The sequence below is a fragment of the Paraburkholderia sp. BGA-UO-ETr-F21 genome (assembly GCF_059567925.1).
In genome coordinates, this window is the sequence record NZ_JCAQOY010000016.1 from 105,935 (window position 1) to 129,752 (window position 23,818).

The following is a 23,818-nucleotide window of genomic DNA, read 5'->3' on the forward strand; positions in this document are numbered from 1 at the left end:
GCGGTCTATTGACCGTCGTTCATGCAGAACGCAATACTACTAACATGTTAGTGTTTTGTTCGCAGGATATCGCAGCAGTTTGCAGCCGTCGTACGTAGCAAAGGAGTGGCACCAAAGCGGCGAAGGCATCCGCGCTGAGCAGGGAAAACCATGCTTGGCACGCCTCTACCCGATAACTAGATTCAGACACCCGGCCCGTGAGTCGGATTACAGATACGCGCTTCAAAGCGTTTGGAGACTTGCAATGAAAAAGACAAAGCAATGGGTACGCACCGGCATCGCCATGGCATTGATGTGTGGCGCGGGCGCGGCGTTCGCCCAGGTGAAAATCGGCGTGACACTTTCTACGACGGGGCCGGCCGCATCGCTCGGAATTCCTGAAAAGAACACGATTGCGCTGTTGCCGAAAGAGATCGGCGGCAAGACTGTGCAGTACATCGTTCTCGACGACGCATCGGACACCGGCAAGGCCGTGCAGAACACGCGCAAGCTGATCGACGAAGACCACGTCGACGCGATCATCGGCTCGACCGTTACGCCGAATTCGCTGGCCATGCTCGATGCGGCTTCCGAAGGCAAGACGCCGGTGATCTCGCTGGCGGCATCGGCGGCAATCATTTCGCCGATGGACGCGAAGCGCGCATGGGCCTTCAAACCGCCGCAAAACGACAGCCTGATGGCTGACGCCATTGCCGACTATATGGAGCATCACGGCGTGAAAACGGTGGGCTTCATCGGCTTCGCGGATGCGTACGGCGACGGCTGGAATAACGTCTTTACCGCTGCGGCCGCCGCGCACAATCTGAAGATCGTCTCCAACGAACGCTTCAACCGCACCGACGCGTCGGTCACGGGCCAGGTGCTGAAGACGATTGGCGCGAACCCCGACGCGGTCCTGATCGCGGGTGCGGGCACGCCGTCGGCATTGCCGGCCAAGACGCTCAAGGAGCGCGGCTACAAGGGCAAGGTCTACCAGACGCACGGCGTCGCCAATAACGACTTCCTGCGCGTGTGCGGCAAGGATTGCGAAGGCGAATTCCTGCCGGCTGGACCGATTCTCGTGGCGGATCAACTGCCTGACTCGAACCCGGTGAAGAAGTCGTCGCTGGCCTATAAAGCGGCGTATGAGAAAGCATATGGCGCGGGCTCGGTGGCGACGTTTGGCGGTCACGCATGGGACGCCGGCCAGATGTTGCAAGCAGCGATTCCCGTTGCGCTGAAGACGGCGCAGCCGGGCACGGAAGCGTTCCGCGTGGCACTGCGCGGCGCACTTGAGAACATCAAGGAGCTGCCGGTTTCGCACGGCATCATGAACACCACCACGACCGACCACAACGGCCTCGACAAGCGCGCACGCGTGATCGTGCAGATCGTCGACGGCAAGTGGAAGCTGCAGAACGACTAAGCATAAAAGCGGTACGCGCCTCTCGCGCAACGTGCGGCATGTGACGCCGCATTGCCATTCTGTTCGATGACAATGGCATCGACCGCCGCGCCGTGTTCCGGCGCGGCGGTCGCCTTTTCAGGCATTGCGGGTCCGCGGACGGCCGCGAGTTCTGCCGCCACGACGGTTTCCCAGTTTCGATTACGACGCTTCAGGACGAGGAAGTATGGATCTATCAATTGCGGCGATCCTCGCGCAGGACGGCATCACCACCGGCGCGATCTACGCGCTGCTCGCGCTCGCGCTGGTGTTGGTGTTCTCCGTGACGCGGGTGATCTTCATCCCGCAGGGGGAGTTTGTTTCGTATGGCGCGCTGACGCTCGCCGCGCTACAGACACAGAAATTTCCGGCCACCTGCTGGCTGCTGATGGCGATGGGCGCGGCCTGCTTCGTCGTCGAGGTAGCGGGGCTGGTTCGCCATCCCGAGCGGCGCCGGCATGCGGCGCGCACGCTGGTCATGCTGGTCGGCAAATACCTGCTGTTTCCGATCGCGGTCTACGCGCTCACGCAAGGCGTTTTCATGCATACGCTGCCGATGTTCGCGCAGATCGCGTTGACGCTGCTGATCGTGATTCCGATGGGACCGTATGTTTACCGGCTTGCGTATGAGCCGATCGCGGAGGCGTCCACGCTGCTGCTGCTGATCGTGGCGGTGGCGGTGCACTTCGCGATGGTCGGCCTGGGTCTCGTGATGTTCGGTGCGGAGGGTTCGCGCACCACGGCGTTTTCCGATGCGACCTTCAACGTGGGCAGCCTGTCGATCTCCGGGCAGAGCTTGTGGGTCGTCGGCACGGCGGTCGTGTTGATCGGTGCGCTGTATCTGTACTTCGACCGCTCGATCTCCGGCAAGGCGTTGCGCGCAACGTCGGTGAACCGGCTCGGCGCACGGCTCGTCGGCATCGGCACGACGCAAGCGGGGCGTCTCGCCTTCACGCTGGCGGCGGGCCTCGGTGCGCTGTGCGGCATCCTCGTCGCACCGCTCACCACCATCTACTACGACTCGGGCTTCCTGATCGGCTTGAAGGGCTTCGTGGGGGCGATTATCGGCGGGCTCGTCAGTTATCCGCTGGCGGCTGCGGGCTCGATCCTGGTCGGTCTGCTGGAGTCGTATTCGTCGTTCTGGGCGAGTGCTTATAAAGAAGTGATCGTGTTCACGCTGATCATTCCGGTGCTGCTCTGGCGAAGTCTTGCCAGCTCGCACACCGAAGAGGACGAGGAGTGACGCGATGAAACGGATCATGCAAAACAAGTTCTTCTGGTTGTTCCTCGTTGTGCTGTTCGCGCTACCCGTATTGCCGCAACCGATTCACGTGCCGGAATATTGGGTGACGCTGCTCAACTACATCGGCCTGTATTCGATCGTGGCGATCGGCCTGGTGCTGCTGACCGGTATCGGCGGGATGACGAGCTTTGGCCAGGCCGCGTTTGTCGGCATCGGCGCCTATGCGACCGCCTATCTGACGACGCGATACGGCGTCTCGCCGTGGCTCGCGCTGATCGCGGGCGTGGTGGTGACGGCCCTGATCGCGTTGATGCTCGGGTTGGTGACGATGCGTCTGTCCGGGCACTTTCTGCCGCTCGGCACGATCGCGTGGGGGCTTGCGCTGTTCTACCTGTTCGGCAATCTTGAAATGCTGGGCAAGTACGACGGCATCAACGGAATTCCTGTGCTGAATGTTTTCGGCATCAACCTGGAGTCCGGGCGCCATATCTATTACCTGATCTGGGTGGTCGTGCTGGGTGCGGTGATTTCCGTTCAGAATCTGCTTAATAGCCGGCCGGGACGGGCAATCCGCGCGCTGCGCGGCGGCGGCATGATGGCCGAAGCAATGGGCGTGAACACCGGGTGGATGCGCGTGGTGATCTTTGTCTACGCGGCGGTGCTGGCTTCGGTGTCGGGCTTTCTCTACGCCCACCTGCAACGCGCGGTGAACCCGACGCCGTTTGGACTGAATCACGGTATCGAGTTCCTGTTCATGGCGGTGGTGGGCGGGGTGTCGCACGTCTGGGGCGCGGTGCTCGGTGCGGCGATCCTGACGGTGTTGCAGGATTATCTGCAAACGCTGCTACCCAAGCTGCTGGGTGAGAACGGCAACTTCGAAGTGATCGTATTCGGCATCTTGATGGTGCTGCTGCTGCAGTACGCGCGCCAAGGCGTATGGCCGTTTGTCGCGCGGTTTTTCCCGAAGGGTCCGCGTGCCCATTTGGCCGACCATGCCGAACCGTTGCCGCAGCGCAGCAAGCCGGAGGCCGGTGAAGATCTGCTGACGGTGAACAAGGCGCGCAAGCAATTTGGCGGTCTGGTCGCGGTGAACGATGTCAGCTTTGAGGTGAAAGCAGGGCAGATCATCGGCTTGATCGGGCCGAACGGCGCCGGCAAGTCGACGACCTTTAATCTCGTGACCGGCGTGCTGCAAGCGACCAGTGGCGAGATCAAGTTCCGTGGCGAACGAATCGATTCGTTGAGTTCACGTGAAATCGTCAAGCGCGGGATTGGCCGCACCTTCCAGCACGTCAAGCTGCTGCCGGGGATGACGGTGCTCGAGAACGTCGCGATCGGCGCACATCTGCGGGGGCAAGCGGGCGTATGGCGTAGCGTCGTGCGCCTGAACAGCGCGGAAGAAGCGCGCTTGATGGCCGAAGCCGCGCGCCAGATTCGCCGCGTCGGCCTGGAACAGCACATGTATGACGAGGCGGGCAGTCTTGCCTTGGGGCAGCAGCGGATTCTCGAAATCGCACGCGCATTGTGCTGCGACCCGACGCTGTTGTTGCTGGATGAGCCGGCCGCCGGTCTTCGTTATCAGGAAAAACTCCAGCTGGCCGATCTGCTGCGTCGCCTCAAGGCGGAAGGCATGAGCGTGCTGCTGGTTGAGCACGACATGGATTTCGTGATGAATCTCACCGACCGGCTGGTGGTCATGGAGTTCGGGACCCGGATCGCGGAAGGTTTGCCGCAAGACGTACAACAGGATCCGGCTGTGCTGGAAGCATATCTCGGTGGGGTGGAGTGATGGAGAACACGATGAATGCTGCTGATCCCATTCTCGACGTAGACGGATTGTCGGTCCGCTATGGCAAGGTCGAGGCGCTGCACGGCGCGGCGATCAAGGTGCGGGCTGGGCAGATCGTCTCGGTGATCGGCCCGAATGGCGCGGGCAAGTCCACGCTGCTGAACGCGATCATGGGTGCACTGCCGACCACGGGTCATGCGAAGGGCGCCGTGGTGTATCGAGGCGAAGATGTCAGCGCCGTGCCGGTCGAGAAACGTGTCGCGCGCGGCATGTGCCTTGTGCCGGAAAAGCGCGAGCTGTTTGCTTCGATGACGGTCGAGGACAACCTCGTGCTCGGCGCTTACCGTCGCAAGCGGGCAGGGGAGCGCAACTTTCTCGACCAACTTGAGCCAGTTTTCACGCTGTTTCCACGACTGAAGGAGCGCCGCAAGCAGGCGGCCGGCACCTTATCGGGTGGTGAACGGCAAATGCTTGCGGTGGGCCGAGCATTGATGGGCAAGCCCGATCTGCTCATGCTGGACGAGCCGAGTCTTGGCCTTGCGCCGCTGATCGTAAAAGAAATCTTCCACATCATCAGCGCGCTGCGGCAGACCGGCGTAGCCACGCTGCTGATCGAGCAGAACGCCCGAGCCGCGTTGCAAATCTCCGACTACGGTTATGTGTTGGAGACGGGCGAACTGGCGCTGGAAGGGCCGGCGGCAGACCTGGCGCAGAATCCGCGCGTGATCGAAACGTACCTTGGGCTGGCCAAAAAAGTGGCGTAACGCTCCCGCACTACGCTGATCGCCGACGATTAAAGCGGTGTGTTTCACGTGAAACACACCGTTTTTTTTATGGGTTGGCCGTTCGGACGAAATTCGGGCCTAAACCGAACCCGTTATAATTCGCCCATACATTTCCTTTGAAAGGCTCACGCGATGATCTGGCGTGAGATCCGCGATGCTCTTTCCCACAGAATTTGACGTAATTGTCGTCGGCGGCGGTCATGCCGGCACGGAAGCCGCGTTAGCTTCAGCACGCATGGGCAATACGACGCTCCTGCTGACCCACAACATCGAAACGCTCGGCCAGATGAGCTGCAATCCGTCGATTGGCGGTATTGGCAAGGGCCATCTGGTCAAGGAAGTCGACGCGCTCGGCGGGGCAATGGCGGCCGCGACGGACGAGGGCGGTATTCAATTCCGCATCCTGAATTCGTCGAAGGGCCCGGCCGTCCGTGCGACGCGCGCTCAGGCCGACCGTTTGCTGTACAAGCAGGCTATCCGGCATCGGCTGGAGAATCAGCCGAATCTCTGGTTGTTCCAGCAAGCGGTTGATGACCTGATGGTGGAAGGTGACCGAGTGGTTGGCGCTGTCACGCAGGTGGGGATCCGTTTCCGTTCGCGCGCGGTGGTGCTGACGGCTGGGACCTTCCTCGACGGCAAGATTCACGTGGGTTTGAACAACTATACGGGGGGCCGTGCTGGTGATCCGGCGTCCGTGTCGTTGTCGGCGCGTCTAAAGGAATTGAAGTTGCCGCAAGGTCGGTTGAAGACCGGGACGCCTCCGCGTATCGACGGCCGCACCATCGACTTTTCCCAACTCGAAGAGCAGCCGGGCGATCTGGATCCGGTGCCGGTCTTCTCGTTTCTCGGGCGTGTTGAGCAGCATCCGCGGCAGGTGCCGTGCTGGGTTACGCATACCAACGAACGGACGCACGACATCATTCGCGGCGGCCTCGATCGGTCGCCGATGTACACGGGCGTGATCGAAGGGGTGGGGCCGCGGTATTGCCCGTCGATCGAGGACAAGATCCACCGATTCGCATCGAAGGAATCGCATCAGATCTTCCTTGAGCCTGAAGGGCTGACCACCAACGAGTTTTACCCGAATGGGATATCCACAAGCCTGCCGTTCGATGTCCAGCTGGAGTTGGTGCGTTCGATGCGCGGCTTGGAGCATGCGCATATCCTCCGGCCGGGCTATGCGATCGAGTACGACTACTTCGATCCGCGTGGACTGAAGGCTTCGCTGGAAACGAAAGTCATTAACGGGTTGTTCTTCGCCGGTCAGATCAACGGCACGACTGGCTATGAAGAAGCCGCCGCGCAGGGTTTGCTGGCCGGGATCAACGCGGGTCTGTACGTGCAAGGTAAGGAAGCATGGTGCCCTCGGCGCGATCAGGCTTACCTTGGCGTGCTGGTCGACGATCTGGTTACGCGTGGCGTGTCGGAGCCGTATCGCATGTTTACGAGCCGTGCCGAATATCGCCTGAGCCTTCGCGAAGATAATGCGGATATGCGTCTGACTGAGATCGGTCGCGAGCTGGGTGTGGTGGACGATGTTCGGTGGGATGCCTTCAGCCGCAAACGCGACGCTGTTTCACGTGAAACAGAGCGCCTTCGCACCACGTGGGTCAATCCTAAGACGTTATCGGCTGACGAGGCGACGGCTTTGCTCGGCAAGCCAATCGATCACGAATACAGCCTGGCGGATCTGCTGCGCCGCCCGGGTGTGTCTTACGACGGTGTTTGCGGGTTGCGTGCCGGTGCTTGCGCTGCGCCTGAAACGTTGGCGGAAGACGACGTTCTGCTTGCACAGATCAAGGAACAGATCGAGATCGGGATCAAATATCAGGGCTACATTGACCGTCAGGCGGGAGAGATTGAGCGGAACGAGGCGCACGAAAGCACGCGTCTACCTGAAGGATTGGATTACGCGGAAGTCCGGGGCCTTTCCTTCGAAGCGCGACAGAAGCTGACGCAGTTCCGCCCTGAAACCATTGGTCAGGCCTCACGCATCTCCGGCATTACGCCGGCGGCCATCTCGCTGCTCATGGTCCATTTGAAGCGTGGTTTGGGTCGTCGTCCGGCGAAACCCACTGAGCTGGGCACCGACAGCACGCCGGTGACGCAATGACGGTAGGCCAGAAGGGAAGTGGTAGGGAGGCGTTGGCGTCGCTGCTGGCAGAGGGCGTGCGCGAGCTCGGCCTCGATCTGAGCGACAGCCAACTCGGCAAGCTGCTCGACTACGTCGCGTTGCTGTCGAAGTGGAACGCCGTCTATAACCTCACGGCGATCCGCGATCCGCGGCAGATGCTGATTCAGCACATTCTAGATTCGCTTTCAATCGTGCCGCATCTTGCTCCGCTCGGGCCGTCCTCAGTACTCGACGTCGGCTCCGGTGGCGGTTTGCCGGGCATTGTGCTGGCGATTGTTTTGCCGGAGTGGACGGTGACGGTGAACGACATCGTTCATAAGAAAACGGCGTTCCAGGCTCAGGCCAAGGCGGAGCTCGGTCTTGCGAATCTCTCGGTGGTGACCGGCCGAGTCGAGACTTTGCAGCCGGGCGCCGAAGTACCGGCAAAGTTCGACGTAATTGTCTCGCGCGCATTCGCAGAACTCGCGGATTTCGTTACACTGGCCCGTCATCTCGTTGCGGAGCAGGGTGCGATCTGGGCTATGAAGGGCGTACGCCCGGACGGCGAGATCGAACGTTTGCCGGCGGGCGCCCACGTGGAACAGGTTATTCGGCTGAATGTGCCGTCGCTCGACGCCGAGCGACACCTGATCAAGGTTTTGGTGGATGCCGGCAGCTAGCGGCGCGCTCAGGCTTGTCATGCAGCCGCACCCTGTATCACCGACGATTTTCACTTTATCCAAGCAGCAAAAGGGACACACCAACGATGGCAAAAATCTTCTGCGTTGCGAACCAGAAGGGCGGCGTCGGTAAAACGACGACCACAGTCAATCTGGCCGCGAGCTTGGCAGCGCAGGGACAGCGAGTCCTTCTCATCGACCTGGACCCGCAAGGCAACGCCACGATGGGCAGCGGCATCGACAAAGCCGCTTGCGCGAACACGGTCTACGAAGTGCTGGTGGATGGCGTCGCGGTGGCCGATGCGCGAGTGCGGCCGGAAGCCGTTGGTTACGACGTGCTCCCGGCGAACCGTGAACTCGCCGGTGCCGAGGTCGAGTTGGTCAGCGTGCAGAACCGCGAACGTCAATTGAAGGTCGCGCTCGCGGCAGTCGAAAACGAATACGATTTTGTGCTGATCGACTGTCCGCCGGCTTTGTCGCTGCTCACGCTCAACGGCCTGTGCGCCGCGCACGGCGTGGTGATTCCGATGCAGTGCGAGTACTTCGCTCTCGAAGGCTTGTCAGACCTGGTCAACACGATCAAGCAGGTGCACGCGAACCTCAACCGTGACCTGAAAGTGATCGGCCTGCTGCGCGTCATGTTCGATCCACGTATCACGTTGCAACAGCAAGTCTCAGATCAGTTAAAAGAGCATTTTGGTGACAAGGTGTTCGACGCCGTGATCCCGCGCAACGTGCGTCTTGCCGAGGCGCCCAGCTATGGTTTGCCGGGCGTGGTGTTCGACAGGGCATCGCGCGGCGCGCAAGCGTACGTGCAGTTCGGCGCGGAAATGATTGAGCGGGTGCGCGCATTGAATGACGCGCCCCAGGCATCCTAAGTGGATCGGGAAAGCACGATGAACGCAGTAGCGAGAAAGAAGGGGTTGGGACGAGGCCTGGAAGCATTGCTTGGCGGCACTGCGGACATCACCGAGGCGGTGACGATAGAGGGTGCGCCGAACGTGCTGCCGCTCAGCAAGTTGCAGGCGGGCAAATACCAGCCGCGCACGCGTATGGATGAAGGCGCATTGCAGGAACTGGCGGCCAGCATTCGGGCGCAGGGCTTGATGCAGCCGATTCTCGTGCGGCCCGTCTCCGCGGACAAGTACGAGATCATTGCCGGCGAGCGGCGTTTCCGCGCGGCGCGTCTCGCAGGTCTCGACGAAGTGCCGGTGCTGGTGAAGAACGTGCCGGACCAGGCCGCCGCCGCGATGGCGCTGATCGAGAATATTCAGCGCGAAGATCTGAATCCGCTGGAAGAGGCGCAGGGCATCCAGCGCTTGCTCGACGAGTTCAATTTCACGCACGAACAGGCGGCGGAGTCGGTCGGCCGCTCGCGTAGTGCCGTGTCGAATCTGCTGCGCTTGCTCAATCTGGCGTCGCCCGTACAGACGATGCTGCTGGCCGGCGATCTCGACATGGGGCATGCCCGCGCGCTGTTGGCCGTCGACGCTGCAACGCAGATTACGCTGGCCAACCAGGTTATCAACAAGCGCATGTCGGTGCGCGAAACCGAAAAGCTGGTAACGACGACGACCAAAGCCGCGCCAGCAGTGAAGGCGCGTGCGAATCCGGACGGTGGTCGTGATACGCGACGACTCGAAGAAGAGTTGTCGGATTTGCTGGCGGCGACGGTCAAGATCAAACTCGGCCGACGCGGGCGAGGGCAGGTACTGGTGGACTTCGGCGATCTGGACGCGCTGGAAGGCATCTTGGTGAGGTTGCGCGGCAACGCCACCGCCGCCTGATCGGCGCGTTGAACGTAAGCGGCACCGAAGGCTTGCGATCAGGCTTAATGCCGATCGCAAGCCATTTGGTGCGCTGTGCGCCTCTGGCGCCGCAGCTTTCCCGGCGAGTTGCAAACACATAGAGATTGGGCCTGACTTGATGCATGTCAAACGACCTATATTTAATGGATTCCTAAATAAATGCGGCGATAAATAATCAGGATCGCTGATATATTGGTTTGTTGGCGTCTGTTACGACGATGCCGGGCGCCGATGCGTTTGCAATGCCGCCTGATTCGCGTCAAGTCTCCCGAGAGCGGTCGCCCATTCATCCGGTGCGGCGGTGTGATTACGGCGATCCCTCTTGTCATCGACACACGAGCTTCCGAATACGCTCGCGCCGAGTCGCCGCCTAACTGGTGCCAACCCGTATGTCCACCTGCGGAGGCAAAAATCGGCGTTTGTTGCATTTTCGAGACGTCTGCTACTGCGTTTAAACGACCTGTCGGCGAGTGCAAAGTCGCTCGATCCAAACCGCATGATTTGACGCCCCCCGACAGCCTTACATTTGACGTGTTTCGTACCGCCAGGCAGCCGTTCCCGCATCGTGAGGAGGCTTTTCACGCCGGTTATTGAACGGCCTAAAGTCTTGAATTGCCTGCAACTATCGCTTACAATCGCCCGGATTTAATTGCACGGCAACCCCGTAATGGCAGCGTAAGCTCGCGGGCTGGAACAAGACTTTCGGAACACTGCGATGGCGGTCAAAACGTCGAATCAAGCGCCGAAGAATGGGCACGACGAACACCGCGCTGAACGCAAAGATTCCGTTGCGTCCACCGGTCAGCAAGCGACACCTGATGAAGCGTGGGATGTCGAGCAGCAAGATAACAATATCGTTCCGCTCACGCGGGCTGAAGCTGAAAAGCTGTTTGGTCCCAACGTGAGTCGTCCATCGCGCGTTACGCCTTTCAAGGTCGTGGCAGCGCAAATGGCCTTGTCCCTGGGTGCTACGCTGGTGTGGTGGCTGTTCTACAAGCCGCCGGGCGCTGCTGCGCTGTCCGCGTTCCTGGGGGGAGCGATCTGCTGGGTGCCGGGCGCGTTGTTCGCGGCACGGCTTAGAACGCTGAGCGGCGCCGAAACAGTCATGAGCTGGATGATCGGCGAAGCGCTCAAAATGGGGACAACGATCGCGATGTTCGTAGCCATCGCCTTCTGGTATCACGACGTACGCTGGGTTCCGCTGCTCGTGACCTACCTCATCGCGCTCAAGACGTACTGGATTGCCTTGGCTTGGCGCTAAGGTAGCAGCAACAAAAGTGGCAGCAAAAAAGTAGCAGCAAAAAATTCAGGCCGGCGCGCAGCGCCGGCAACAGGTGTGCGGATATGACACGGTCCGCACCCGGCGTGTTCCCGCAATACAGAATTGCAGCGGGAACGGCCTGAGACGATTTTCGACAATTTGGGTGGCTTTAACGATATGGCAGCTAGCGAAGGCACGCGCGCAATGGATCCGTCCGAGTACATCGCGCACCACTTGCAGAACTTTTCCACCGCGCACCAGACGTCGATTTTCGACATTCACGTGTGGAATCTGGACACCCTTTTCTGGTCGATCGTTTGCGGTCTGGCCACGATCTTCATCCTGCATCTCGCTGCCCGCAAGGCAACGTCCGGCGTGCCGGGCCGTTTCCAGTGCGCGATCGAAATGCTGGTGGAAATGGTCGAGGATCAATCGAAGTCGATGATCCACGGCACGCGCACCTTCATCGCACCGTTGGCCCTGACCGTGTTCGTCTGGGTCGCGCTGATGAACTCGCTCGACTTTATCCCTGTCGACCTGCCGGGCCACGTGATTGGCTGGCTGGGTCTTTCCGAAGTCATCCCGCATCATCGCATCGTGCCGACCGCCGACCTGAACGGCACGCTCGGCATCGCACTCGGTGTGTTCGCGCTGATGATTTACTACAACTTCAAGATCAAGGGCGCCGGCGGATTCGTGCATGAACTGCTGTCTGCTCCGTTCGGCGCACATCCGTTGCTGTGGATCCCGAACCTTGCACTGAACATCATCGAGTTCGTCGCGAAGACGGTCTCGCTCGGCATGCGGCTGTTCGGCAACATGTACGCGGGCGAACTGTTGTTCCTGCTGATTGCCCTGCTCGGCAGCATCTGGAGCTTCGGCGCGGACACGACGGTGCTTGGCTTCATCGGCCACGTGATCGCCGGCAGCGTGTGGGCAATTTTCCACATCCTGATCGTTCTGCTGCAGGCGTTCATTTTCATGATGCTGACGCTGGTGTACATCGGCCAGGCACACGACACGCACTAACCTGCGCCGTCGACAAAAGATTCATCGTTTTTTAAATCCCAGTTCCAACCAGTTCTAAAAGACTTTTCACAAAGGAGTGATCATGCAAGCTTTCATCGCCAACATCCAGGGTCTGACCGCCATCGGTATCGGCATCATCATCGGCCTGGGTGCAATCGGCGCCTGTATCGGTATCGGCCTGATGGGCGGCAAGTACATCGAAGCATGTGCACGTCAGCCTGAACTGATGAACCCGCTGCAAACCAAGATGTTCCTGCTGGCTGGTCTGATCGATGCGGCGTTCCTGATTGGCGTTGGTGTGGCAATGCTGTTTGCGTTCGCGAACCCGCTGCTGTCGAAGCTGGCAGGCTGAGGTTCCTCGGAAGTTTGCGCCTGAGCTATAACTAGTGAGGGCGCAGGGCGGAACGGGCACTCGGGCGCTGATCGAATACAGAATCGATGAGCGCCTTGCCGTTTCACTTTCCGAACTAGCAACGTTTAAGGAAACACCGTGAATCTCAACGCAACCCTGTTTGCGCAAATGGTCGTGTTCCTGATCCTCGCGTGGTTCACGATGAAGTTCGTGTGGCCGCCGCTGATCAACGCCCTCGACGAGCGCTCGAAGAAGATTGCTGACGGTTTGTCGGCTGCTGAAAAGGGCAAGGCAGAACTCGAAGCCGCTCACAAGCGCGTCGACCAGGAACTCGCTCAGGCACGCAACGACGGTCAGCAACGTATTGCTGACGCAGAAAAGCGCGCTGTGGCAGTCGCTGACGAAATCAAGGCTCAAGCACAAGCTGAAGCCGCTCGCATCATCGCGCAAGCGAAGGCCGACGCGGAACAGCAAGTCGTGAAAGCGCGCGAAACGCTGCGCGGCGAAGTTGCTGCACTCGCCGTGAAGGGCGCTGAACAGATCCTGAAGCGCGAAGTCGACCAGGCAGCTCACGCTGACCTGCTGAATCAACTGAAAGCCGAGCTCTGATCATGGCCGAACTTGCAACCATCGCCCGTCCGTACGCAGAAGCGCTGTTTGGCGTGGCCGAAGCTGGTGACATCGCCGCCTGGTCCACGCTCGTGCAGGAGCTGGCACAGGTTGCGCGTCTGCCCGAAGTGCTGTCGATCGCCTCGAGCCCGAAAGTAAGCCGCGCCCAGGTCAGCGAACTGCTGCTCACCGCGGTCAAGTCGCCGCTCAAGGACAACGCACAAGCGAAGAATCTGGTGCAAATGCTGGTGGACAACCATCGCCTGCAATTGCTGCCGGAAATCGCCGTGCAGTTCGAAGAGTTGAAGAACGCCCGCGAAGGGGCGGCCGATGTGCTGATCGTCAGCGCATTCCCGCTCGAAGGCGCGCAGTTGAATGACCTCGTCGCAAGTCTCGAACGCAAGTTCAAACGCAAGCTGAAGCCGACGATCGAAGTCGACTCGTCGTTGATCGGCGGCGTGCGCGTGACGGTCGGCGACGAAGTGCTCGATACCTCGGTCCGCGCGCGGCTTGCCAGCATGCAGACGGCTCTGACGGCCTGAAGCGCCCAAGGCGCTGAAGCGGCTGGCACGCAACAGAATTGACTATCAGGAGCGAATAATGCAACTCAATCCCTCTGAGATCAGCGAGCTGATCAAGAGCCGGATCCAGGGCCTTGAAGCGAGCGCAGACGTTCGCAACCAGGGCACTGTGATCTCCGTGACCGACGGTATCGTGCGCATCCACGGCCTGTCGGAAGTGATGCAGGGCGAAATGCTCGAATTTCCGGGCAACACCTTCGGTCTCGCACTGAACCTCGAGCGCGACTCGGTCGGCGCCGTGATTCTGGGTGAGTACGAACACATTTCGGAAGGCGACGTCGTCAAGACGACGGGCCGTATTCTGGAAGTGCCGGTGGGTCCGGAACTGCTCGGCCGCGTGGTCGACGCGCTCGGCAACCCGATCGACGGCAAGGGCCCGATCAACGCGAAGAAGACCGACGCAATCGAAAAGATTGCTCCGGGCGTGATCTGGCGTAAGTCGGTTTCGGAACCGGTCCAAACCGGCCTGAAGTCGATCGACGCGATGGTGCCGGTTGGCCGTGGCCAGCGTGAGCTGATCATCGGCGACCGCCAGTGCGGCAAGACCGCAGTCGCAGTCGACACGATCATCAACCAGAAGGGTAAGAACCTTTTCTGTATCTACGTCGCGATCGGCCAGAAGGCTTCGTCGATCATGAACGTGGTGCGCAAGCTGGAAGAAACCGGCGCGCTGGAATACACGATTGTCGTGGCCGCTTCGGCTTCGGAATCGGCTGCCATGCAGTACCTGGCACCATACGCCGGCTGCACGATGGGCGAATACTTCCGCGACCGCGGTCAAGACGCGCTGATCGTTTATGACGACTTGACCAAGCAAGCTTGGGCATACCGTCAGATCTCGCTGCTGCTGCGCCGTCCGCCGGGCCGTGAAGCATACCCGGGTGACGTGTTCTATCTGCACTCCCGTCTCCTGGAGCGTGCGGCTCGCGTGTCGGAAGACTACGTCGAGAAGTTCACGAACGGTGAAGTGAAGGGCAAGAGCGGTTCGCTGACGGCACTGCCGGTCATTGAAACGCAAGCAGGCGACGTGACCGCATTCGTTCCGACGAACGTGATCTCGATTACCGACGGCCAGATCTTCCTGGAAACCGACCTCTTCAACGCAGGTATCCGCCCGGCAATTAACGCCGGCGTGTCGGTGTCGCGCGTCGGTGGTGCGGCTCAAACGAAGGTCGTGAAAAAGCTGTCGGGCGGTATCCGTACCGACCTCGCGCAGTACCGTGAATTGGCTGCGTTCGCGCAGTTCGCGTCGGATCTCGACGAAGCAACCCGCAAGCAGCTGGAACGTGGCCGCCGCGTGACGGAACTGCTGAAGCAGCCGCAATATCAGCCGCTGCAAGTGTGGGAGCTGGCTGTCGCGCTGTTCGCAGCGAACAACGGTTACCTCGACGATCTGGAAGTTTCGCAAGTGCTGCCGTTCGAAAAGGGCCTGCGCGACTACCTGAAGTCGAAGCACGCTGACCTGATCAAGCGCGTCGAAGATACCAAGGAACTCTCGAAGGACGACGAAGGCCTGCTGCACACGGCCCTCAAAGACTTCAAGAAGTCCGGCGCTTATTGATCCGCGAGTGACCCGCAAGGCATAAACGGACCTTGAAGCGGCGCGGGCCGCAGGAAACTGAACCCGTGCTGCTTCGATCGCTTTGCATGGGACCCGAGTAACCGCTAAAGCGGCAACTCGGGCCGACAAGGAGCAAGCAATGGCTGGAATGAAGGAAATTCGCGGCAAGATCAAGAGCGTGCAAAACACGCGCAAGATCACGAAAGCGATGGAGATGGTGGCCGCATCGAAGATGCGCCGCGCTCAAGAGCGTATGCGCGCTGCTCGCCCGTATGCTGACAAGGTCCGCGATATCGCTGCACACATGAGCCGTGCGAACCCGGAGTATCGTCACCCGTTCATGGTGTCGAACGAAGGCGCGAAGACGGCCGGCATCATCCTCGTCACGACCGATAAAGGTTTGTGCGGCGGCATGAACACCAACGTGCTGCGCGCGTCGCTGCAGAAGTTCAAGGAACTGGAAGGCCAGGGCAAGACGATCGAAGCAACTGCGATCGGCACCAAGGGTCTGGGTTTCCTGAACCGTCTGCGCGCCAAGGTGGTGTCGAATGTCGTGCATCTGGGCGACACGCCGCATCTGGAAAAGCTGATCGGCGCGGTGAAGGTGCAGCTCGACCTGTACTCGGAAGGCAAGGTTTCGGCGGTGTACTTGGCGTACACGCGCTTCGTCAATACGATGAAGCAGGAGCCGGTGATCGAGCAACTGCTGCCGCTGTCGGCAGACCAGTTCGAGCGCAAGGAAGAAGACGGCACGACGCCGAGCACGCAGTGGGACTACATCTACGAGCCGGACGCGCAGGCAGTGGTGGACGAACTGCTGGTGCGTTATGTCGAAGCGCTGGTCTATCAGGCCGTCGCGGAAAACATGGCATCGGAACAGTCGGCACGAATGGTCGCAATGAAGGCCGCTTCGGACAACGCGAAGACGGTCATCAACGAACTGCAGCTCGTGTACAACAAGAGCCGTCAGGCCGCGATCACGAAAGAACTGTCGGAAATCGTCGGTGGCGCGGCGGCAGTCTGACCTTAACGGTCAAACACGCCGCTTCGTGTGCGCCTTCGTGGCGCACCCACTTGGGCGGCCCCATCGAAATTGCGCCTTTGCGCGAGTGAAGAATTGAGTATCTAAAGGAAAAGCGATGAGTACTACTGCTTTGGTAGAAGGCAAGATCGTACAGTGCATCGGCGCGGTGATCGACGTGGAATTCCCGCGTGACCACATGCCGAAGATTTACGACGCGCTCATTCTCGAAGGTTCGGAACTGACCCTCGAAGTCCAGCAACAGCTGGGCGACGGCGTCGTCCGTACCATCTGTCTGGGTGCATCGGACGGTCTGCGCCGCGGTACGGTCGTGAAGAATACCGGCAACCCTATCAGCGTGCCGGTCGGCAAGCCGACCCTCGGCCGGATCATGGACGTGCTGGGTCGCCCGATCGACGAAGCCGGCCCGATCAACTCGGACGTGGTTCGTGGCATTCACCAGAAGGCTCCGGCGTTCGACGAACTTTCGCCGTCGACGGAACTGCTCGAAACCGGCATCAAGGTTATCGACCTGATCTGCCCGTTCGCAAAGGGCGGTAAGGTTGGTCTGTTCGGTGGCGCCGGCGTGGGCAAGACCGTGAACATGATGGAACTGATCAACAACATCGCGAAGGAACACGGTGGTTACTCCGTGTTCGCGGGTGTTGGCGAGCGTACCCGTGAAGGGAACGACTTCTATCACGAAATGAAGGACTCGAACGTCCTCGACAAGGTCGCGCTGGTGTACGGCCAGATGAACGAGCCGCCGGGCAACCGTCTGCGCGTCGCGCTGACCGGTCTGACGATGGCTGAGCACTTCCGTGACGAAGGTCTCGACGTGCTGTTCTTCGTGGACAACATCTACCGTTTCACGCTGGCAGGCACGGAAGTGTCGGCACTGCTCGGCCGTATGCCGTCGGCAGTGGGCTATCAGCCGACGCTGGCTGAAGAAATGGGTAAGCTGCAAGAGCGTATTACGTCGACCAAGACCGGCTCGATCACGTCGGTTCAGGCCGTGTACGTCCCTGCTGATGACTTGACCGACCCGTCGCCGGCTACGACTTTCGGCCACTTGGACGCAACCGTTGTGTTGTCGCGTGACATCGCTTCGCTGGGTATCTACCCGGCAGTCGACCCGCTCGATTCGACCTCGCGTCAGATCGACCCGAACGTGATCGGTGAAGAGCACTACTCGATCACGCGCGGCGTGCAGCAAACGCTGCAGCGCTACAAGGAACTGCGCGACATTATCGCGATTCTGGGCATGGACGAACTGGCGCCGGAAGACAAGCTCGCCGTGGCGCGCGCTCGTAAAATCCAGCGTTTCCTGTCGCAGCCGTTCCACGTCGCTGAAGTGTTCACGGGCTCGCCGGGCAAGTACGTGCCGCTGAAGGAGACGATCCGTGGCTTCAAGATGATCGTTGAAGGCGAATGCGACCACCTGCCGGAACAGGCGTTCTACATGGTCGGCACGATCGACGAAGCCTTCGAAAAGGCCAAGAAGATCCAGTAAAGGTCGGGTGTAACGAAGCGGGCGCCGGTCTCGCGCGGAACGGATACCATTAACGTATCGGTTCGCAAAGCCGGCGCCTCTTAATACGCTCAACCCAGCCTTGCATGGGACGAGAGTAAGCGCTAAAGCGTTCGCTCTCGTCAAGCTTTGCAGGGGACCCGAGTAAGCGCTTAAGCGCCAACTCTGGTCGTCACAGGAGTCGACACTTATGGCAACAATCAAGGTAGACGTCGTCAGCGCGGAAGAGCAGATCTTCTCGGGCCAGGCGAAGTTCGTCGCGCTGCCGGGCGAAGCGGGTGAACTCGGCATTCTGCCGGGGCACACGCCGCTCATCACGCGGATTCGTCCGGGTGCGGTGCGAATCGAAGCTGAAAATGGCGAGGAAGAGTTTGTCTTCGTCGCCGGCGGCATTCTCGAAATCCAGCCAGGCGCTGTGACGGTCCTCGCCGACACGGCGATCCGCGGCAAGGATCTCGACGAAGCCAAGGCTGAAGATGCACGCAAGCGCGCGGAAGAAGCGCTGCAGAACACGGGTTCGAACCTCGAATACGCGACCGCGCAAGCGGAATTGGCGTATGCGACGGCTCAGCTCGCTGCGATTCAGCGTCTGCGCAAGCTGCGCGGTCAGCACTAAGCAACACGTATCAGAGAGAAAGCAGCCTTCTTGGCTGCTTTTTTTTGACCTTTAGTTGACGTTTACGGAAAGGTCAGCAGAATTGTGTTCGAGCATCGATGGATGCCACGCTTTAATAGACGGTGATGCGCTGCGGGTAACACTTGATGCCTGACGGACACATGCCGATGGCACAATCGATTTCAAATTCATTTCAATAAGCGAGCTTCAGCTCAGTTCACGGAGACAACACCATGGCAACGCACGTGTCAGGCGAAGGTGCACTCATCGAACCCAAAGACGGACTGTCTTACGTCCGCGGTCCGACCGACATCCCGTTGAGCGACGCGACAGTTGGACAGTTTCTGCGCGATACGGCGGAGCGCTTTCCGGATCGTCCAGCCGTGGTGTTTCGCGAGCAGCGTATTCGCTGGACATGGAAGGAGTTCGCTGAAGAAGTCGACGTGTTGGCGGCCGGTTTGCTCGCGCTCGGCATCGTGAAAGGCGACCGGGTGGGCATCTGGTCGCCGAATCGGGTGGAATGGTTGCTTACCCAGTTTGCGACCGCGCGCATCGGCGCCGTGCTGGTCAATATCAATCCGGCATACCGGCTCGCGGAGCTCGAATATGCGCTGAACAAGGTCGGATGCAAGGCGATCATTGCGGCGGAGCGCTTCAAGACGTCCATGTATCTGGAGATGTTGCAGGAACTCGCGCCCGAACTGGCCACGCAAGCGCCGGGCGAATTACATGCGTCGAGGTTGCCCGAACTGCGCTACGTGATTCGCATGTGCGATACCGAAACGCCGGGTATGTTGAGCTTTTCCGGTGTGATCGAACAAGGTCGAGCGGCGCTGGACGTTCCAAAACTGGACGCCATCGGCGCCACGCTTACGTGCCACGAGCCGATCAACATTCAGTTCACCAGCGGCACGACAGGCAATCCGAAGGGCGCGACGCTCACCCATCGCAACGTGGTCAACAACGCGCGCTACATCGCGATGGCGATGCGGCTGACCGAACAAGATGGCTTATGCATCCCGGTGCCGTTGTATCACTGTTTCGGCATGGTCCTGTCGGTGCTGGCGTGCGTATCGGTCGGCGCCAATATGGTGTTTCCCGGCGAGGGATTCGACCCGGCGGCAACGCTAGCCGCGGTCGCGGAGGAGCAGTGCACCGCGCTGCACGGCGTGCCGACCATGTTCATCGCAGAACTCGATCACCCTGACTTCGCCACCTACGACCTGTCGCGCCTGCGCACCGGCATCATGGCGGGCTCGCCGTGCCCGATCGAGACCATGAAGAAGGTGGTCTCCAGGATGCATCTGGCAGAGATCACCATCGCCTACGGCATGACTGAAACCAGCCCGGTCTCGTTCCAGAGTTCGACCACCGACCCGCTCGACAAGCGCACGACCACAGTGGGCCGCATCCAGCCGCATCTGGAAGTGAAGATCGTCGATCCCCTCGGGAACATCGTGCCAGTGGGCGAAACCGGCGAGCTGTGCACTCGCGGATATTCGGTGATGCAAGGCTACTGGGACGACGAGACGAAGACGCGCGAAAGCATTGTCGACGGCTGGATGCACACCGGCGATCTGGCGACGCTCGATGCTGAAGGCTACTGCAATATCGTCGGGCGCCTGAAGGACATGCTAATTCGCGGTGGCGAGAACATCTACCCGCGCGAGATCGAGGAGTTTCTGTTCCGCCACCCGAAGATTCAGAGCGTGCAGGTGTTCGGCGTGCCCGACTCGAAGTATGGCGAAGAGGTTTGCGCGTGGGTCGTATTGCGCTCGGGCGAGCAGGCTACCGCGGAGGAGATCCAGCAGTTCTGCCAAGGTCAGATCGCGCACTACAAGGTGCCGAAATACATCCGTTTCGTCGACGAACTGCCCATGACGGTGACCGGGAAGGTTCAGAAGTTCATCATGCGCGAACGGATGATTAGCGAATTGAAGCTGCGGGAAGACAAGACAGCGTGACGGTCAATGGCCGGTCCGCGCGCGAAGTAAGGGCGCGACGGACCAGTTATTGAAGAACAGAAAACCAACCGTTTGCCCGGCGCAAGAGTCGCAAAACAGCCGCTAACACCCTCTAAAAAGCGCCTTACTGCACTGCGCAAACGTTTGGCTAGGCGAAAAAAAAGCGGGCCTGGAGCCCGCTAAAAACCACACGCTACGGGGTTAGCGCGAGGAGACCAAAGAAGGAACCGACTGAGACGACGACCCTGCGTCGACTACGGCCCCAGCAGGGATGCCCCTTCACAGGGCTTCGGCATGCGCCGACCGGCAAGTGCATCGTATCCGCTCACACCACGCACCCAGCCACATCCGTGTTGAAACCGTTGAGGGCATTGTGGGCGAATTACCCTATGAGCGCGGTAACAAAGTGTTTCAGGTTGTAACGCCCGCCAGATAAGGCGCTGCGGGACATATTGCCAAAAAGAATTGTTTGAAACGTAATATTTACCGATGACTCGCTCGCAATTTCATACGCATGATTAATGCGATTCGCGAAGCATATTGCGGCGTATTCCGTTCAGTCGATTCCGCATGAAATGGTTGCATGGTCATCTTTTGGGGCGAAGAATCGCCTGTGTTACAGGTCTGCCACCGCGGGAAAAATCTTAGCAAGTCAAACGTCGTGGCTTTGTTGTGTCGCAGCATATCGAAGGATAGACGTTCAACGTGCAGAGGGATGGTTCGTCCGCCGCCGAACCGGGGTAATTGTTCCGCTTTTACTTAACGTCAGCCCGTCACCGTTACATGATTCGACGCGTGAGCGAAATCGGTCAGCATTTTCCGACCGCCGCCCGTTTCACTGTGGGAGCGAAACGCGGGCGGTCGAGGCAAAGCGGCTTGCTACTTCAGCCACTTGTCCGAAATGGCCTGATATTCGCCGGTTGCCCGAGCGAGGTGCAGCCATTGGTCGACATACTCCTGGAATGCCACATCTCCACGCGGCAGCAGCCAGGCCTTTTCTCCGTATTGGAAGGGCTTATCCGGATGCACTGAGCAAAGGCCCGGATTCAGCTTTTGCTGCAGCAGCGTTTCAGACGCGTCGGTCACCATGACATCGGCTTTGCCGGCGAGGATCTGCTTGAAGATCGTCACGTTGTCCGGATAGACGGTCAGATTGGCGTGCGGGAAATACTGCTTCGCGAAGCGCTCGTTGGTGCCGCCCGGGTTGACGATCACGCGAGTAGCAGGCTGGTCGATCTGCGTGACCGTCTGATATTTGGCGACGTCATCGCACCGGACGATCGGCGTTTTGCCGTCGATCATGTACGCCTGCGTAAAAAACGCGCGCTTCTGGCGCTCAAGTGTTGGCGATACACCGCCTACGCCTACGTCGCATTTGGCGACGAAGTCGTTCATCAGGTTTGGCCACGACGTCTTGACGTACTCCGCCTTGACGCCGAGTGATTTGGCGAGCGACTCCGTCATGTCAATATCGATACCTTCGAACTGGCTGTCTGCCTTGTAGAACGAGTAGGGTTTGTAGTCGCCAGTCGTACAGGCGCGCAGTGTGCCGCGGGCGATGATTTCGTCCAGCCGCGAAGGGGCCGCGGCAGCGGCGGTGCTCTGGGCCTGAGCCGCACCCGCGAACATCAAAACCCCGGTTAGCGTGCCGAGCAGCGCGAGTGTCGCCTTGTTCATCGAGTCTCCTTGTTTGTATGTAATCGTGTGGTAAGTCCGTCTGATCATAGCGCGGCAATTCGGGCTTGAACATTGGCCGTTCAGCCAGGTGCAGCGCTGCCGCCGCCCCCTGCAAAAACCCGTCGCCAGCGGGGCGCACAACACTTATTGCCCGCATCAAGCGAGATGTGGCGAGCCCGCTCCGGTAAAATGCCTTTTTGCCCTGAGTCGTACGCAACGTGGCCCATAAACTCCTGAACGACACTTTCCTGCGCGCGCTGCTGCGCCAGCCGACCGACTACACGCCGATCTGGCTGATGCGGCAAGCCGGCCGCTATCTGCCGGAGTACAACGCCACGCGGGGTCGCGCGGGCAGTTTCCTCGGTCTGGCGAAGAACCCGGCATTCGCGACGGAAGTCACACTGCAACCGCTCGAGCGCTATCCGCTCGACGCCGCGATCCTGTTCTCCGACATCCTGACCGTGCCCGACGCCATGGGGCTCGGCCTCGAGTTCGTGACGGGCGAGGGCCCTCAGTTTGCGCGCCCGGTGCGAACAGAAGACGATGTCGCGCGCCTCGCGGTGCCGGACATCGACGCCACGCTGCGCTACGTGACCGACGCGGTGCGCGAAATCCGCACCGCGCTCACAGACGCGCAGGGACGTCAGCGCGTGCCGCTAATCGGTTTTTCGGGCAGTCCGTGGACGCTCGCGTGCTACATGGTGGAAGGCGGCGGTTCGGCGGATTTCCGTACGGTCAAGTCGATGCTGTATGCGCGTCCGGACCTGATGCATCGCATTCTCGACGTCAACGCGCGCTCGGTCGCGGCTTACCTGAACGCGCAGATCGAAGCTGGCGCGCAAGCCGTGATGATTTTCGACACGTGGGGTGGGGCGCTGGCGGACGGCGTGTATCAGCGCTTTTCACTGCACTACATCCAGCAGGTGGTCAGCCAGTTGAAGCGCGACCACGACGGCGAAAAGGTGCCGGTAATCACCTTCACGAAGGGCGGCGGCCTATGGCTCGACGAGATCGCTGAGATCGGCGTGGATGCGGTCGGCCTGGACTGGACCGTGAATCTGAGCAAGGCCCGCGAACGCGTGGGCGGGAAGGTGGCGCTGCAAGGCAATATCGATCCCTCGGTGTTGTTTGCCCCGCCGGCTACGATCCGCATGGAAGCGCGCGCCGTGCTCGACAGCTTCGGCAACCATCCGGGCCACGTGTTCAATCTCGGCCACGGCATTTCGCAGTTCACGCCGCCGGAGAATGTCGCCGAACTGGTGGACGAGGTGCATCGCCATAGCCGGGCTATTCGCAGCGGCGCTCATGCACCGGTATGAGGCCGTAATCGTTACCAATTTTGTTGCAACGCAGCGAACTGGGCTCTCGGCCTAAGGGAAAATTTGCGGTTGGCGGGCCGTCAGATGGCGGTCCTGCGAAAGTCAAGACTTGACTTATGCACATTCATCACGCTGCGGCGCGGTAGAAGCTTTAGTCGCATCGCAACCCTTGCACATTGCAGGCGCATTTGATCTAAGCCTTGTCTGGCAAGGGTTTGACGGCGGCGATACAGAATGTGCGGAAGCCCACAGAAGGCCGCTGCGCCGTGCTTTCGGGGCGTTCCGGGCAAAGTTCTCAACAAAGTTATCCACAGGCACGCGGGCCGATTGCAATTGTTCAGCGGAATCCAAAACTTAGCGCCGAAATTGAAGTTTTACTTTAACTTCGGGGGGAGCGCCGTATGCTCGACGGGCACCACGATGCGGCGTCGTGTCACGCCCGTGCTTCTGATTTCC

20 protein-coding genes are annotated in these 23,818 nt (G+C 60.1%); 19 read left to right on the plus strand and 1 reads right to left on the minus strand.

From position 1 onward, the window contains the following. Positions 1-244: 244 nt before the first annotated feature. From AC57B1_RS11485 to AC57B1_RS11570, 18 genes are all read left to right on the plus strand, one after another. Positions 245-1,405: an ABC transporter substrate-binding protein gene (locus AC57B1_RS11485; protein WP_091797828.1), complete on the plus strand. Its 1,161-nt coding sequence runs from the start codon at positions 245-247 to the stop codon at positions 1,403-1,405. Between the two features lie 205 nt (positions 1,406-1,610). After that, positions 1,611-2,666, plus strand: coding sequence for a branched-chain amino acid ABC transporter permease (locus AC57B1_RS11490; RefSeq protein WP_496417561.1), 1,056 nt, complete (start codon positions 1,611-1,613; stop codon positions 2,664-2,666). A gap of 4 nt (positions 2,667-2,670) precedes the next feature. After that, positions 2,671-4,455 (plus strand): branched-chain amino acid ABC transporter ATP-binding protein/permease, encoded by a 1,785-nt coding sequence (locus tag AC57B1_RS11495; RefSeq protein WP_408479488.1) that lies wholly within the window; start codon positions 2,671-2,673, stop codon positions 4,453-4,455. Between the two features lie 11 nt (positions 4,456-4,466). Beyond that, on the plus strand, positions 4,467-5,219 hold the full coding sequence (locus AC57B1_RS11500; protein WP_177205050.1) for an ABC transporter ATP-binding protein: 753 nt from the start codon (positions 4,467-4,469) through the stop codon (positions 5,217-5,219). Between the two features lie 175 nt (positions 5,220-5,394). Continuing rightward, positions 5,395-7,353 (plus strand): tRNA uridine-5-carboxymethylaminomethyl(34) synthesis enzyme MnmG, encoded by a 1,959-nt coding sequence (gene mnmG / locus AC57B1_RS11505; protein ID WP_496417562.1) that lies wholly within the window; start codon positions 5,395-5,397, stop codon positions 7,351-7,353. Beyond that, a complete protein-coding gene (gene rsmG / locus AC57B1_RS11510) occupies positions 7,350-8,033 on the plus strand; it encodes a 16S rRNA (guanine(527)-N(7))-methyltransferase RsmG (protein ID WP_496417563.1) in 684 nt (227 codons plus the stop codon). Before mnmG ends, rsmG begins: the two co-directional genes overlap by 4 nt. Before the next feature lie 86 nt (positions 8,034-8,119). After that, positions 8,120-8,911: a ParA family protein gene (locus AC57B1_RS11515; protein WP_091797847.1), complete on the plus strand. Its 792-nt coding sequence runs from the start codon at positions 8,120-8,122 to the stop codon at positions 8,909-8,911. A gap of 18 nt (positions 8,912-8,929) precedes the next feature. Further along, positions 8,930-9,820 (plus strand): ParB/RepB/Spo0J family partition protein, encoded by an 891-nt coding sequence (locus AC57B1_RS11520; protein WP_408479491.1) that lies wholly within the window; start codon positions 8,930-8,932, stop codon positions 9,818-9,820. Between the two features lie 736 nt (positions 9,821-10,556). Continuing rightward, positions 10,557-11,102 carry an ATP synthase subunit I gene (locus AC57B1_RS11525; RefSeq protein ID WP_091797852.1) on the plus strand — a complete coding sequence of 182 codons (546 nt, stop codon included), beginning with the start codon at positions 10,557-10,559 and terminating at the stop codon, positions 11,100-11,102. A 177-nt stretch (positions 11,103-11,279) separates the two neighbouring features. After that, a complete protein-coding gene (atpB, locus tag AC57B1_RS11530) occupies positions 11,280-12,131 on the plus strand; it encodes a F0F1 ATP synthase subunit A (RefSeq protein WP_091797855.1) in 852 nt (283 codons plus the stop codon). Between the two features lie 82 nt (positions 12,132-12,213). Next, entirely contained in the window at positions 12,214-12,483 is a 270-nt protein-coding gene (atpE, locus tag AC57B1_RS11535; RefSeq protein WP_007180033.1) for a F0F1 ATP synthase subunit C, read from the plus strand. A 138-nt stretch (positions 12,484-12,621) separates the two neighbouring features. Beyond that, positions 12,622-13,092, plus strand: coding sequence for a F0F1 ATP synthase subunit B (locus AC57B1_RS11540; protein WP_006050845.1), 471 nt, complete (start codon positions 12,622-12,624; stop codon positions 13,090-13,092). 2 nt (positions 13,093-13,094) lie between these two features. After that, the gene (locus AC57B1_RS11545) at positions 13,095-13,634 is read left to right on the plus strand and encodes a F0F1 ATP synthase subunit delta (protein ID WP_091797857.1); all 540 of its coding nucleotides are present in this window, start codon (positions 13,095-13,097) and stop codon (positions 13,632-13,634) included. Positions 13,635-13,692: 58 nt separating this feature from the next. Next, a complete protein-coding gene (atpA, locus tag AC57B1_RS11550; protein WP_091797860.1) occupies positions 13,693-15,234 on the plus strand; it encodes a F0F1 ATP synthase subunit alpha in 1,542 nt (513 codons plus the stop codon). 139 nt (positions 15,235-15,373) lie between these two features. Then, the gene (gene atpG / locus AC57B1_RS11555; RefSeq protein WP_011490290.1) at positions 15,374-16,258 is read left to right on the plus strand and encodes a F0F1 ATP synthase subunit gamma; all 885 of its coding nucleotides are present in this window, start codon (positions 15,374-15,376) and stop codon (positions 16,256-16,258) included. Positions 16,259-16,373: 115 nt separating this feature from the next. Beyond that, positions 16,374-17,768 (plus strand): F0F1 ATP synthase subunit beta, encoded by a 1,395-nt coding sequence (atpD, locus tag AC57B1_RS11560; protein WP_408344030.1) that lies wholly within the window; start codon positions 16,374-16,376, stop codon positions 17,766-17,768. Positions 17,769-17,976: 208 nt separating this feature from the next. Continuing rightward, a complete protein-coding gene (locus AC57B1_RS11565; protein ID WP_007180027.1) occupies positions 17,977-18,402 on the plus strand; it encodes a F0F1 ATP synthase subunit epsilon in 426 nt (141 codons plus the stop codon). Positions 18,403-18,635: 233 nt separating this feature from the next. Beyond that, the gene (locus AC57B1_RS11570; protein WP_496417564.1) at positions 18,636-20,366 is read left to right on the plus strand and encodes an AMP-binding protein; all 1,731 of its coding nucleotides are present in this window, start codon (positions 18,636-18,638) and stop codon (positions 20,364-20,366) included. Between the two features lie 879 nt (positions 20,367-21,245). Here AC57B1_RS11570 and AC57B1_RS11575 read toward each other — a convergent pair. Beyond that, a complete protein-coding gene (locus tag AC57B1_RS11575) occupies positions 21,246-22,043 on the minus strand; it encodes a transporter substrate-binding domain-containing protein (RefSeq protein ID WP_496417565.1) in 798 nt (265 codons plus the stop codon). Positions 22,044-22,261: 218 nt separating this feature from the next. Here AC57B1_RS11575 and hemE point away from each other — a divergent pair, with 218 nt between their 5' ends. Beyond that, positions 22,262-23,362, plus strand: a complete 1,101-nt coding sequence (gene hemE, locus AC57B1_RS11580; protein ID WP_091797873.1) for a uroporphyrinogen decarboxylase — start codon at positions 22,262-22,264, stop codon at positions 23,360-23,362. Positions 23,363-23,818: the final 456 nt, after the last annotated feature.

What these genes read in the sequence shown, in the direction of transcription:
- AC57B1_RS11485 (WP_091797828.1), top strand. Translation starts at nt 245, where the DNA reads ATGAAAAAGACAAAGCAATGGGTACGCACCGGCATCGCCATGGCATTG.
- AC57B1_RS11490 (WP_496417561.1), top strand. Translation starts at nt 1,611, where the DNA reads ATGGATCTATCAATTGCGGCGATCCTCGCGCAGGACGGCATCACCACC.
- AC57B1_RS11495 (WP_408479488.1), top strand. Translation starts at nt 2,671, where the DNA reads ATGAAACGGATCATGCAAAACAAGTTCTTCTGGTTGTTCCTCGTTGTG.
- AC57B1_RS11500 (WP_177205050.1), top strand. Translation starts at nt 4,467, where the DNA reads ATGAATGCTGCTGATCCCATTCTCGACGTAGACGGATTGTCGGTCCGC.
- mnmG (WP_496417562.1), top strand. Translation starts at nt 5,395, where the DNA reads ATGCTCTTTCCCACAGAATTTGACGTAATTGTCGTCGGCGGCGGTCAT.
- rsmG (WP_496417563.1), top strand. Translation starts at nt 7,350, where the DNA reads ATGACGGTAGGCCAGAAGGGAAGTGGTAGGGAGGCGTTGGCGTCGCTG.
- AC57B1_RS11515 (WP_091797847.1), top strand. Translation starts at nt 8,120, where the DNA reads ATGGCAAAAATCTTCTGCGTTGCGAACCAGAAGGGCGGCGTCGGTAAA.
- AC57B1_RS11520 (WP_408479491.1), top strand. Translation starts at nt 8,930, where the DNA reads ATGAACGCAGTAGCGAGAAAGAAGGGGTTGGGACGAGGCCTGGAAGCA.
- AC57B1_RS11525 (WP_091797852.1), top strand. Translation starts at nt 10,557, where the DNA reads ATGGCGGTCAAAACGTCGAATCAAGCGCCGAAGAATGGGCACGACGAA.
- atpB (WP_091797855.1), top strand. Translation starts at nt 11,280, where the DNA reads ATGGCAGCTAGCGAAGGCACGCGCGCAATGGATCCGTCCGAGTACATC.
- atpE (WP_007180033.1), top strand. Translation starts at nt 12,214, where the DNA reads ATGCAAGCTTTCATCGCCAACATCCAGGGTCTGACCGCCATCGGTATC.
- AC57B1_RS11545 (WP_091797857.1), top strand. Translation starts at nt 13,095, where the DNA reads ATGGCCGAACTTGCAACCATCGCCCGTCCGTACGCAGAAGCGCTGTTT.
- atpA (WP_091797860.1), top strand. Translation starts at nt 13,693, where the DNA reads ATGCAACTCAATCCCTCTGAGATCAGCGAGCTGATCAAGAGCCGGATC.
- atpG (WP_011490290.1), top strand. Translation starts at nt 15,374, where the DNA reads ATGGCTGGAATGAAGGAAATTCGCGGCAAGATCAAGAGCGTGCAAAAC.
- atpD (WP_408344030.1), top strand. Translation starts at nt 16,374, where the DNA reads ATGAGTACTACTGCTTTGGTAGAAGGCAAGATCGTACAGTGCATCGGC.
- AC57B1_RS11565 (WP_007180027.1), top strand. Translation starts at nt 17,977, where the DNA reads ATGGCAACAATCAAGGTAGACGTCGTCAGCGCGGAAGAGCAGATCTTC.
- AC57B1_RS11570 (WP_496417564.1), top strand. Translation starts at nt 18,636, where the DNA reads ATGGCAACGCACGTGTCAGGCGAAGGTGCACTCATCGAACCCAAAGAC.
- AC57B1_RS11575 (WP_496417565.1), bottom strand. Translation starts at nt 22,043, where the DNA reads ATGAACAAGGCGACACTCGCGCTGCTCGGCACGCTAACCGGGGTTTTG.